The organism is Geomicrobium sp. JCM 19039 (genome assembly GCF_000698145.1).
GTDB lineage: Bacteria > Bacillota > Bacilli > Bacillales > Marinococcaceae > Geomicrobium_A.
In genome coordinates this window covers 78,948-89,647 of the sequence record NZ_BAXB01000016.1, presented here as the reverse complement: position 1 = coordinate 89,647, position 10,700 = coordinate 78,948, and the positions used below count along the sequence as shown (strand labels likewise).

The following is a 10,700-nucleotide window of genomic DNA, read 5'->3' as shown; positions in this document are numbered from 1 at the left end:
TGTCGCTGTTTTGGCGACTTTTCTATCTTATCACTTTCACCGCCCGGTGTCAACGACTTTGTTTAATTCTTTTTTCGTTGTTTTCCACCATTTCTTGCGGGCGTTATCTAATTTATCATGTGTTCCGTTACACCGTCAACTACTTTTTAGAAGTTAAGTTTTGAGTGTTTTTGCGTGCGCTGTTTTAGCGACGCTTAATAATTTACCATGAGCTTCTACAATGAGTCAATGATTTTTTAGAATTAATTTTCAAACGTTCATATTCCTTTCACTCCGTCGCCACACTCTTATATGATATAATCAAATGGACAAATTGTGAATACAAGCCAGGAGGTATTATTGGTGGCGAAGATTAACCGAATTCGTACATTTGCAATGGCGCTTATATTTATTGGGATCTTCATTATGTACATTGCGATTTTTGTGTTTAGAGAAAATCCAATCTTAATGTCGATCGCGATGATTATCGGCTTCTTATCTGTGATGTCGAGTGCTCTTGTTTACTTATGGATTGGCATGCAGTCGATGAAAACCATTCAAGTCACATGCCCTAGCTGTGAAAAAGATACAAAAATACTCGGACGGGTAGATGCCTGTATGCATTGCAATGAACCTCTCACCGTTGACAAGTCTCTTGAAGGCAAAGAGCTCGATCCAAGATATAACCGCAAATCATTTCAACCCAAATAAAAAGAAGGAGCTCGAATCGGGCTCCTTCTTTTTTATTTGCATCTAACTATGAACGACATTCTGCTCACTTCTACATTGCGGGCATTTCCCATATATCTCCATGCGATGAGATTTCACTTCAAAATTCGTCACATGTTCTGCAAGTGTTTCTACTTCATCTAACGCAGGATAGTGGAAGTCTACAATCTTCCCACAATCATTACAGATAATATGGTAATGATTGTTCGTAATTGAATCAAATCGGCTCGAAGAATCTCCATATGTGAGTTCCTTTACGATCCCCGCTTCTTTAAACACTCGCAAATTATTATATACTGTGGCTACACTCATGTTCGGGAACTTGCCCTCAAGCGCCTTGTAGATTTCATCAGCTGTAGGATGCGTCATTGTCTCAAATAAGAATTCTAAAATAGCATGACGCTGCGGTGTCATACGAACTTTTGTCTTCTTTAATGACTCAACCGCGTGCTGAAGGCGTTCGTTTGTCATCGCCTGCACCCACTTTCATAGACCAGTTATTACATTGTAATTCTTATAATTTAGTGTAACGGACACTAAAAAACTTGTCAACACAAGGGTTTTATGCATTATTAAAGCGGGAAGCCCACTCTTCATTTTGAGAAGCATTCATGATAAACGACGTGTAGCGATACTTGCTATTCACATCTATTTTCTTTTTCTTCTCTAACTCTTCGCATGCTTTTTGCATCGTTTTGTTCAGCTCCTGTAAGTCTTGATCTTTAAAACCAATCAGGAACGTTGTATTGCCCTTTCGGAGAATCCACCACTGCTGGCAAGTTCGGTCACTCGATAACCCGCTTTTTGCAATACTTTTTCTAAGTGGTCTCTGTAAACATCATTAATGATGCAAACGAGCAATTTCATAACACAACCTCCATTCTACTGTCCGTCCAATCATTCTTTCTTCTATTATATCAAAAACGCTCATTAATAACCTTCATTAATATTTACTTCATTCCGCCATAATCCTTCTCCGGTTTCAAAGACATGAAGGTTGTGAGTAAAAATCGGCAACAGTCTTTCAACATAATGTTCAGATATGCCTGCTAAGTGTGGGGTAATACGCACTCGTTCATGTTGCCAGAAAGGGTGCTCTTTTGGTAATGGTTCTTCATGAAACACATCCAAATATGCATGCGCAATTGACTGATTGTTAACTGCACTTACCAAATCTTCCTCCACGACAGTCTTTCCCCTACCAAGATTAATAAAGACTGCTGAAGATTTCATCTGAGCAAAAAAGTCATGATCAATTAAACAAGTTGTGTTTTCCGTGAGCGGTAACAAATTAATAACAAAATCTGCTTCGCTTACGAGACGACCCGCTTTATTAAACCTCATAACGTCTTGAAATTCAGTAACTTGTTTACCGCTCGTATTCACACCACTACATGTCATACCAAAAGCGGTTGCACGATGAACAATCGCTTTTGCAATCGCTCCCGTACCGAGAAAAAGAACGTGTTTTCCGTAAAGTTCCATCATGTCAGGTTTTTGCCATAAACCTTCTGTTTGATATTGTACGGTTCTCTTTGCACTTCGTGCATAATCTAACATAGCATGCATCGCATATTCGCCCATCTGAACTTCATGAACTCCCTTGGCGTTTGTAACCTTCACTCCACGCTTTTGGAGTGCACGGAGGGGAAGTTGGTCAACACCTGCTGAAATCGTCATTAACCACTTTAGATTTTCTGCATCTTTAATGACGTCCTCAGACGGCCCCTTGCCTAAGGCAAACAAAACGTCAGCACTCTTCAATTCATTGTCCGCATCTTCTTGACTTTCAAACATAAGAAAATAAACTTCGGGAAACTTGTGTGTTAAATCATCGTACATAGCCTTCGGCAATGTCCCAGTGAGAACAACTTTTGTTTGGCCCCTCATTTTTGCACGGACTCTATAAACGCTTGTACGTCCGCTACATGATTCTTGACACGAACGTTACGCCATTCTTTAAGAATTTCTCCTTCAGGACTAATGACGAACGTGGAGCGCACGATGCCCATGTACTCTTTTCCAAAGTTCTTTTTCAATTGCCATACCCCGTATTTTTCTGCGGCCTGTTTTTCTGGGTCCGCTATTAATAAAAAGGGCAGGTCATGCTTTTGAACAAATTTCACATGCCGATCCACTGAATCAGGTGAGACGCCAAGAACGACAACCCCTGTATCATTTAATGCTGGAAGTGCATCCCTAAAGTCACACGCCTGGGTTGTACATCCTGGTGTCATATCTTTTGGGTAGAAATACAAAACAATGTATTTGCCTTTATAATCACTCAGAGATACACGTGTTCCATCATGTGCTTCAAGTGAAAATTCTGGTGCCGTTTGATTTGTTAAGTCCATGTTCAATCGCTCCATTCTCTATATAGTAACCTCTACCTCATATTATGATCTCGTTTTTCGTGTTTGTCGAATCATTGAATGGTAAACTAACAGTAGAACACATGTGGAGGTTGATCACGATGAACATTGAAACATCAAAAAAACATTATCAAGAAGCGAATGAACATATCGTCGGTGGCGTAAACAGTCCATCACGCTCATTTAAAGGGGTTGGTGGTGGCACACCCATTACGATGGAGCGAGGAGCCGGCGCTTACCTATATGATGTAGACGGAAATCGTTACATTGATTATATTGCCGCTTACGGTCCGCTCGTAACTGGACACGCACACCCTCATATTACAAAGGCGATCCAACTGCAGCGGAAAATGGCGTGTTATACGGGACGCCGACCGCTCTTGAGAACACTTTTGCAAAAAAGCTAAAACAAGCCATCCCTTCTCTTGAGAAAGTACGCTTTGTTAATTCAGGAACGGAAGCTGTAATGACGACGATTCGCGTCTCAAGAGCCTACACAGGAAGAAATAAAATCATTAAATTCGCAGGCTGTTATCACGGCCATTCTGACCTAGTTCTTGTAGCAGCAGGCTCTGGCCCATCAACGTTAGGCTCACCAGATTCGGCTGGTGTTACAGAGAATATTGCTAAAGAAGTCATTACAGTCCCTTTTAATGACAGCGTATCGCTAAAAAAAAGCGCTAGACGCTTTCGGAGATGATATTGCTGCTGTTCTCGTTGAGCCGATTGTAGGAAATTTCGGCATTGTAGAACCAAAAGAAGGTTTTCTAGAAGAAGTGAATCGTCTGGCGCATGATGCAGGTGCACTCGTCATTTATGATGAAGTTATTACGGCCTTTCGCTTTCATTACGGGGCCGCTCAAGACCTTTTAGGTGTAAAACCTGACTTAACCGCTTTTGGCAAAATTATCGGTGGCGGTTTACCGATCGGAGCTTATGGAGGCCGCGTCGATATTATGGAACAAATTGCTCCGAACGGACCTGCATATCAGGCCGGGACAATGGCTGGAAATCCCGCATCAATAAGCGCAGGAATTGCATGCCTTGAAGTATTAGAACTACCAGGGACCTATTCACATTTGGATCATTTGGGTAGACTATTAGAAGAAGGGATTCGAAACGCGGCAAATGATCATGGCGTCAATATCGTTATCAATCGACTCGTCGGGGCACTGACTGTATACTTTACTACCCAAACGAGCATCGAGAATTACGACGATGCTTCCAACACCGATACCGAAAAATTCTCAGCCTTTTTCCACGCTTTACTTAAACGCGGGGTACATCTAGCCCCATCAAAATATGAAGCTTGGTTCTTAACAACCGCTCATACGGAGCAAGACATTCAGGATACAATTGCGGTTGTCCATGAAGCAATGGGTGAATTAAAAACAAACTGAGAAGAGTGTGATGACAATGAACCAGATGACCAACGCCTTGAGTTTGACAAATCACTTCGGATGATGCGCGATCGACTTGTGCCAAAATTGCCTGCCAACATTAAACAAAAAGTGCTTCCAGAGATCGAAAAGCTGGAAGACCTACTCGTCGATACACGGCCTCCAAAGTTTGCAATCGTTGGCCGCAGAGGGGCAGGCAAATCCACACTCATTAATGCAATTTTTCAAGATCAAGTTGCGGATGTAGGCAGTGTAACTGCTGAAACTGAACGTGCTTCTTGGCATACGTATACAGATAAAACGAACGAGACTTTAATGGAAGTTTTAGATACGAGAGGCTTTGGCGAAGGAGCTTCTGACCGCTTTCAAATGAGCGAAGAACGAACGTGGGAAGAAGCGTTAGCAAACAAATATCCAGATGCAATTTTGTTTTTAATTAAAGCAAAAGAAGTTGACAGTCGCATTCAAGAAGACATCGTGCAACTAAAAGCACTACAACAGCAAATTAAAGAAAAGCATGATTACGTTCCACCGATCGTGGGAATTGTAACCCAAGTTGATGAATTAGATCCGATATACGATCATACTCCTCCATTTGGAGAGTCCAAACAGCGAGCGATTCAACAAGCAACAGCCCATTTAGAGAAGTTATTAGCCAATCAGTTTAACGACATCGCTGGCGTATTGCCTGTTTGCGCTTACCTAGCGTTTGAAAATGGAAGGATTGTGTATGACCGTAGATGGAACATTCCCCGTCTTATTGATTTTTTGCTCGAACAGCTGCCCAATAACACGTGGATGGAGTGGGCACGCATTACGAAAGCAAAATCTATACAAGTAAAAATCGCTGAGACGATCGGGAAAAGCGCTTCCGCTATTTCCTTAGGCGTAGGAGCACAACCGATACCCCTTGCTGACTTACCGGTCATTACGAGTATCCAACTGTCTATGGTCGCTTCTATTGCCTATATATCTGGTCGTAAGTTAAACCGAAAAACGCTCGTTGAGTTTCTTGGAGCTGTCGGAGCCAATGTCGGTACTGCCTTTGCTTTTCGACAACTGTCTAGATCCTTGAGTAAACTTGTCTTTCCTGTTGCCGGACACGCAGTGTCAGGAACTTTAGCCGCCACTGCGACTTGGGGGTTATCGAAAGCTGCCATCCTCTACTTCATAGAAAGGCAACCGGCAGAGGAAGCAAAGAAAATGTATGAAAAAAACGCTGAACATCCATTGGATTAGTTACGAAAGGAGCGCCGCTGCCTATGCGATTAGGCGCCCGGATCTTTAAAACAGGTTTAGCCATCATGCTCGCCTTGTATGCGGCGGAGTGGCTAGGGTTGGAACCTGCATTCTTTGCCGGTTTAACGGCAGCTTTTGCAATTCAACCTTCCATATATAAGACGTACCAGACCATCCTTGAACAACTGCAGGCAAATGTAATTGGTGCAATTCTTGCGATTGTATTTGGTTTAGCATTTGGTCACGAACCCTTTGTCATCGGTGTCGTCGTCATGCTTGCCATTGCCATCATTATGAAGATGAATTTGGAGTCCTCAACCATTCCAGTAACGTTAGTCACAATCATTATCATTATGGGCAGTGCTCCTAACGATGAATACGTATTGTATTCTCTCTCTCGCTTTGGTCTCATTATGGTTGGAGTCTTCTCTGCATTTCTCATTAACTTGTTGTTTATACCGCCGAAATACGAAGAGAAGTTGTACAAGAAAGTGTCTTCAATGGCGGAAAATACGTCGAGGTGGATTCGATTAACGACACGACATGACACAAACATTCAATCCAGAAGAAAAGACCTTGAAGCTTCAAAAGAAGAACTCGTTGAAATGGACCAGATGTATTTGCTCTACAAGGAAGAAAGAAACTATTTCCAAAAAAACAAGTTCAATAAAGCACGAAAGCTCGTCCTATTCCGGGAAATGATTAGTGTAAACAAAGAACAAATTGGCATCCTATCGTATTTGGACGACAGAGAGAACGCTTATCATCATTTGCCTGAACAGATGCAGCGACTTATTCAGCAACAATTAGACCATCTGACAAATTACCACGAACGCATATTGATGAGATATGATGGGAAAGTAAACACGCAAATGACTGAGACGATGGCCGAGGAAGTCGATGAAGGTAACATATCACTGACAGACTCTTTTATGGACTCTTACGATTATAAAGAAGTTAGTCGGGATGAATGGTTAAGCCTCCTACCGATTGTGTCTCACATCGTTGAATATAATCAGCGTTTGGAACACTTAGATCGCCTCGTTGAAAGCTTCTTCAGTTATCATAATCCTGATGACAATTAGCGATGCAAAAGAAATTGCTCGTACCAATGCTCAACGAATTGAGCCTGAAATGGTCCTTTACCTTGATATATCCATGATTTTAATTCCCCTACCCCTTCGGCAACTTTCTGTTCAATGTCGAAGGGGTATTTCATCAGTTTTCGATGTTCCTCGTATTCGTCCTCATCAAGGAGCTGCATGCTATTGTCTGGATATACTTTAATATCCAGATCGTAATCGATATATTTCAAAGCTTCTGAATCATAAGCGCAAGGTGTGCCGATATTGCAATAGTAATAAATTCCGTTATTGCGAATCATTGCGATGATATTGAACCACTTTTGATGATGAAAATAGAAAATCGCCGGTTCTCTCGTCCGCCACGCATGGCCACTACCTTCTTGGACAATAATTTTGTCGTTGCCACCGATAATTTCTTGTGATGTACTTTTTAAGACCGTCGATTGCTCCCAAACACGATGGAGACTTCCATTATGTTTATAACTTCTAATTTCTATTGTATCTCCTTCGATTGGCAACATTACATCTCCTCATTTCCAGTACTCTTATACTTCCCGATTATACACGGTCTGTCCCCTCTCATAAACATTAAAAAACGGGAGCCATCCGTAATGGACGCTCCCGTCTTCAACCTTATTGCTGTTGGTTGTTTTGTTGATTTTTTTGCTTAGATTTTTGGTTTTGTTGCTGAACTTCTTGCGCATCTGTTTCATTCGCAAATTCTTGTTGATAGTTTTGATTTTGTTGTTGCTGGTCTTGTTGTTTGTTGGTTTTGTTGTTGGTTTTGTTTCTTTGGCATAGCTATCACCTCCACACGGCTTAAGGTGCCCGTGTAGTAGTGTAATATACACATCTTTTAAAATTACATTAAAAGAGAAATCCCACCGTCGACAATAATCGTTTGGCCGCGAATCATTTCTGCTTCATCAGAAAGAAGGAACATCATCGTGTCGGTCAAGTCTTTTGGCTCAACAATTCGCCCTGCTGGCGTTTTCTCACCAGAACTAGAAAGTAATTCTTCACGATTTGGAAAGTGCTTTAACGCGTCTGTATCAACGACCCCACCTGACACGGCATTCACACGAATATTCATGGATGCAAATTCAGCTGCTAAGTATCTTGTGAGTGACTCCACCGCTGATTTAGATACACCGACGGCGGTATAGTTTTCTAACACTCGAATGGACCCTAATGATGACACGCTAACAATTTTCCCTCCACCTGTTTTCTGCATAAGTGGTGCCGCTTTTTGCGCACAGAATAGCATCGCTTTCGCGTTAATGTTCATCGTCCAGTCCCAGTGGCTTTCAGTAAGTTCCATAGCCGGCTTTAATACCCCTGACGCCGCATTGTTTACGAGCACATCTAACCTACCATAGTGCGCTTCAATTTGGTTAAATAAATCATCAATTTTTGTAGTATCGTTTAGATTCGCTTTCACCATCAAAACATCTTGCCCAATGGACTTTATTTCTTCAGCGGTTTGTTCAGCTTCTTTTTTACTTCTTGCGTAGTGAACGACCACATCGTATCCTGCTTTAGCTAATTGAATGGCTGTATACTTCCCAATTCCTCGACTTGATCCTGTCACAAGTGCTACTTTTTGTTCCATGTCCATCATCCTCCTCAGATTGATTATATATTGATTTTTAGATTAACGACATTCAAATATGGGTATTAGTGAACGAAACAACATTTATTGAGATGGGGTTTTCAACTATGGAACGAGAAAAATTCTACGTCACATTAGACCAAAGCATGTTGACGCTTTCTGACATTAAAGTGGATGATAATACAATTCAATATGAAGTCTTAGTCACTCCTGAAGAACGCCACAAGCTTGAATCAACACTGATTGCCATTCAAAACCACGATCTTGAAGGCGGAGATGTACTCACCTTTTTTAATGAAAGAAAGGCAGATCGTGATAAAGAAGCGACGGAAAACGAAATTGGCTCGTTGTACGCATTGCTCCAACAGTACGGGACGAAGGAAACGAAAGACTTATTAGCCGAGTTGAAAAAATAACCACTCTCGACGGCACATAACCTTCCCTTTTTGTGGCATAGTAACTGCTAATAAAAGGAGTGGTTAGTGTGGAGAAAACAACGTATTATGTGAACTTAAATCCGATTAGTATGGATGATTTAGCTGTCACTCATATTGAAGACAGTGGACTTATACAGTTCGAGATCGAAGCCAGTGACACAGAAGTTCAAGAACTTCGCACACTGTTAAAAGAAGTGCAAGCTCACGATATGGAGTTGCAAGACTTATTTACATTTCGACACTTTAATGAAAAATACACCGTTGATGATGGTGCGGAAATGCAACATGGCTTAAACGAAGTGTACAAGAAGATTTATGCTCTTGGCACCCATGAAACAAGAGAACAAATGGAGAGCATGAAGCCAACCTTAATGAGTAATGACGAATAGTATTATACACCAACGAAATGCTTTTTGATTTTTTGGTGCACGACTGGAAAGCTATACCGATGTAGTTCGTCTTTGTGTACCCACATTGCCTCTTTAGAACTGTAGGGTATATCTCTTTCATCTATATAACCAGTAAAAGGGGTAACCGTCCAGATGAGGTGTGAGAACACGTGCCGAAACGTTTCTTCCTCTTTTTGCAGTTGTGGTTTTAATCCGTAACGCTCTTCTAAAAAAGCGGATAACGATTTTTCTTCCTCAACAGACGGGAACTGCCATAAATCGGCAAGCAACCCTGTAGACGGTCGTTTTTCAATCAACACTCGATCATTCTCGTCAACAAGAATTGCACTATGAATACCGGATTGCCGTGGCTTCGCCTTTTTCGCTTTTACTGGAAGTTCATGAACCGTTCCTGTTTGAAGAGCTCGGCACTCGGTTGCTACTGGGCACACTGTACAATCAGGGTTTCTCGGTTTGCATACGAGTGCTCCTAATTCCATTAATGCTTGATTAAAGTCTGCAGGCGGCGCTGTTTCTAACATTTGCTGAACGATTTCTTCAAATTTCTTACGTGTTTTTTGTTTACTGATGTCCTCATGTATATCAAATACACGAGCGAGCACGCGCATCACATTTCCATCAACTGCCGCCACTTTTAAATCATAAGCGATACTCATGACAGCCCCTTTCGTATAAGGGCCTACGCCTTTGAGTTGCTCAAATTCAACAGGATCGTTTGGAACAACTCCGCCGTAGTTTGTACGGACTTCACGCACTGCTGACTGTAAATTTTTCACTCGAGAATAATAACCGAGCCCTTCCCAAGCTTTGAGTACATCTTCTTCATCAGCATTAGCAAGTTCCGTCACGGTTGGGAATTTAGAGATGAAGTTCTCGTAGTAAGGAATGACAGTATCGACGCGCGTCTGCTGCAACATGATTTCCGAAACCCAAATATGATACGGGTCTCTTCCTTCACGCCACGGTAACGTGCGCTTCTCTCTTTCATACCATGATAACAATGCGTTGTTAAATGCTCCAACATTAAATTCATTCATTCTAAAGCCTCTTTTCATTAAAAGCCCAACAGTTTATCGTTTCTAATGGTTTGTGTATGTGGGCTGCAAGTTGACCAAATACAGGATGATCACGGTCTCTACGTTCGCTTTTTATCCTCTCATAAGTCGCTTTGTTCGCGACTTCTAACCACTCCACGTATAGACCTGGCTGGTCAGCTGCTTGAAACCAACGATGATGACTCGCGTCATATGCCGTTAGTAGCTCCTTAGATATTTGTTGCATCAGTATTTCGTATTGCTCCGGGCGGTTCACGACTTTGTATTCAATAAAAACACTTACATTTTGTTTCATTGTTAGTAAACACTCCTGAATGATAGTTTACGGTTTTCAGTTTTTTTGCTAGTGTAAAATATGATAATGGCTTTCAAAAGGAGGAAA

General features: G+C 41.7%; 14 protein-coding genes and 1 pseudogene. 6 read left to right on the top strand and 9 right to left on the bottom strand.

Features of this window, described 5'->3' with window-relative positions; all coding sequences use genetic code 11:
• Positions 1 to 342 precede the first annotated feature (342 nt).
• Positions 343 to 690 carry a DUF2614 family zinc ribbon-containing protein gene (locus tag JCM19039_RS15020; protein WP_304413210.1) on the top strand — a complete coding sequence of 116 codons (348 nt, stop codon included), beginning with the start codon at positions 343 to 345 and terminating at the stop codon, positions 688 to 690.
• A 42-nt stretch (positions 691 to 732) separates the two neighbouring features.
• On the opposite strand, the gene perR is transcribed toward JCM19039_RS15020, so the two are convergent.
• From perR to bcp, 5 genes are all read right to left on the bottom strand, one after another.
• Positions 733 to 1,179, bottom strand: a complete 447-nt coding sequence (gene perR, locus JCM19039_RS15015) for a peroxide-responsive transcriptional repressor PerR (protein WP_042428627.1) — start codon at positions 1,177 to 1,179, stop codon at positions 733 to 735.
• Between the two features lie 91 nt (positions 1,180 to 1,270).
• Positions 1,271 to 1,399: a hypothetical protein gene (locus JCM19039_RS26645; protein ID WP_255343674.1), complete on the bottom strand. Its 129-nt coding sequence runs from the start codon at positions 1,397 to 1,399 to the stop codon at positions 1,271 to 1,273.
• 41 nt (positions 1,400 to 1,440) lie between these two features.
• Positions 1,441 to 1,575, bottom strand: a complete 135-nt coding sequence (locus JCM19039_RS25780; RefSeq protein ID WP_238545081.1) for a cyclic-di-AMP receptor — start codon at positions 1,573 to 1,575, stop codon at positions 1,441 to 1,443.
• A gap of 63 nt (positions 1,576 to 1,638) precedes the next feature.
• The gene (locus JCM19039_RS15005; protein WP_255343677.1) at positions 1,639 to 2,550 is read right to left on the bottom strand and encodes an NAD(P)-dependent oxidoreductase; all 912 of its coding nucleotides are present in this window, start codon (positions 2,548 to 2,550) and stop codon (positions 1,639 to 1,641) included.
• Positions 2,551 to 2,594: 44 nt separating this feature from the next.
• Positions 2,595 to 3,062 (bottom strand): thioredoxin-dependent thiol peroxidase, encoded by a 468-nt coding sequence (gene bcp / locus JCM19039_RS15000; RefSeq protein ID WP_042428625.1) that lies wholly within the window; start codon positions 3,060 to 3,062, stop codon positions 2,595 to 2,597.
• Between the two features lie 119 nt (positions 3,063 to 3,181).
• Here bcp and JCM19039_RS22375 point away from each other — a divergent pair.
• The 3 genes and pseudogenes from JCM19039_RS22375 to JCM19039_RS14980 all read left to right on the top strand — a co-directional run bounded on the left by JCM19039_RS22375 (position 3,182) and on the right by JCM19039_RS14980 (position 6,804).
• Positions 3,182 to 4,480: pseudogene (locus tag JCM19039_RS22375) on the top strand (glutamate-1-semialdehyde 2,1-aminomutase).
• A 63-nt stretch (positions 4,481 to 4,543) separates the two neighbouring features.
• The gene (locus tag JCM19039_RS14985) at positions 4,544 to 5,719 is read left to right on the top strand and encodes a GTPase (protein ID WP_193744261.1); all 1,176 of its coding nucleotides are present in this window, start codon (positions 4,544 to 4,546) and stop codon (positions 5,717 to 5,719) included.
• A 23-nt stretch (positions 5,720 to 5,742) separates the two neighbouring features.
• Entirely contained in the window at positions 5,743 to 6,804 is a 1,062-nt protein-coding gene (locus JCM19039_RS14980; protein ID WP_042428617.1) for an aromatic acid exporter family protein, read from the top strand.
• On the opposite strand, the gene JCM19039_RS14975 is transcribed toward JCM19039_RS14980, so the two are convergent.
• The gene (locus JCM19039_RS14975) at positions 6,801 to 7,325 is read right to left on the bottom strand and encodes a DUF402 domain-containing protein (RefSeq protein WP_042428613.1); all 525 of its coding nucleotides are present in this window, start codon (positions 7,323 to 7,325) and stop codon (positions 6,801 to 6,803) included. The genes JCM19039_RS14980 and JCM19039_RS14975 overlap by 4 nt on opposite strands.
• 341 nt (positions 7,326 to 7,666) lie before the next feature.
• Positions 7,667 to 8,416: an enoyl-[acyl-carrier-protein] reductase FabL gene (fabL, locus tag JCM19039_RS14970; RefSeq protein ID WP_042428611.1), complete on the bottom strand. Its 750-nt coding sequence runs from the start codon at positions 8,414 to 8,416 to the stop codon at positions 7,667 to 7,669.
• A 107-nt stretch (positions 8,417 to 8,523) separates the two neighbouring features.
• On the opposite strand from fabL, the gene JCM19039_RS14965 reads away from it, so the two are divergent.
• Positions 8,524 to 8,832 carry a hypothetical protein gene (locus tag JCM19039_RS14965; protein ID WP_042428609.1) on the top strand — a complete coding sequence of 103 codons (309 nt, stop codon included), beginning with the start codon at positions 8,524 to 8,526 and terminating at the stop codon, positions 8,830 to 8,832.
• 68 nt (positions 8,833 to 8,900) lie between these two features.
• Positions 8,901 to 9,242 (top strand): hypothetical protein, encoded by a 342-nt coding sequence (locus JCM19039_RS14960; RefSeq protein WP_042428607.1) that lies wholly within the window; start codon positions 8,901 to 8,903, stop codon positions 9,240 to 9,242.
• Positions 9,243 to 9,244: 2 nt separating this feature from the next.
• Here the strand turns inward: JCM19039_RS14960 and mutY are convergent, their stop codons facing one another.
• Both mutY and JCM19039_RS14950 read right to left on the bottom strand, forming a co-directional pair.
• Positions 9,245 to 10,300: an A/G-specific adenine glycosylase gene (gene mutY / locus JCM19039_RS14955; protein WP_238545080.1), complete on the bottom strand. Its 1,056-nt coding sequence runs from the start codon at positions 10,298 to 10,300 to the stop codon at positions 9,245 to 9,247.
• Position 10,301: 1 nt separating this feature from the next.
• Complete coding sequence (locus JCM19039_RS14950; protein WP_042428601.1) at positions 10,302 to 10,613, bottom strand: hypothetical protein; 312 nt, start codon at positions 10,611 to 10,613, stop codon at positions 10,302 to 10,304.
• Positions 10,614 to 10,700 lie beyond the last annotated feature (87 nt).

Coding starts and splice junctions, on each gene's coding strand:
- perR (WP_042428627.1), bottom strand. CDS start 1,179: ATGACAAACGAACGCCTTCAGCACGCGGTTGAGTCATTAAAGAAGACA.
- JCM19039_RS26645 (WP_255343674.1), bottom strand. CDS start 1,399: ATGCAAAAAGCATGCGAAGAGTTAGAGAAGAAAAAGAAAATAGATGTG.
- JCM19039_RS25780 (WP_238545081.1), bottom strand. CDS start 1,575: ATGAAATTGCTCGTTTGCATCATTAATGATGTTTACAGAGACCACTTA.
- JCM19039_RS15005 (WP_255343677.1), bottom strand. CDS start 2,550: ATGTACGATGATTTAACACACAAGTTTCCCGAAGTTTATTTTCTTATG.
- bcp (WP_042428625.1), bottom strand. CDS start 3,062: ATGGACTTAACAAATCAAACGGCACCAGAATTTTCACTTGAAGCACAT.
- JCM19039_RS14985 (WP_193744261.1), top strand. CDS start 4,544: ATGCGCGATCGACTTGTGCCAAAATTGCCTGCCAACATTAAACAAAAA.
- JCM19039_RS14980 (WP_042428617.1), top strand. CDS start 5,743: ATGCGATTAGGCGCCCGGATCTTTAAAACAGGTTTAGCCATCATGCTC.
- JCM19039_RS14975 (WP_042428613.1), bottom strand. CDS start 7,325: ATGTTGCCAATCGAAGGAGATACAATAGAAATTAGAAGTTATAAACAT.
- fabL (WP_042428611.1), bottom strand. CDS start 8,416: ATGGAACAAAAAGTAGCACTTGTGACAGGATCAAGTCGAGGAATTGGG.
- JCM19039_RS14965 (WP_042428609.1), top strand. CDS start 8,524: ATGGAACGAGAAAAATTCTACGTCACATTAGACCAAAGCATGTTGACG.
- mutY (WP_238545080.1), bottom strand. CDS start 10,300: ATGAATGAATTTAATGTTGGAGCATTTAACAACGCATTGTTATCATGG.
- JCM19039_RS14950 (WP_042428601.1), bottom strand. CDS start 10,613: ATGAAACAAAATGTAAGTGTTTTTATTGAATACAAAGTCGTGAACCGC.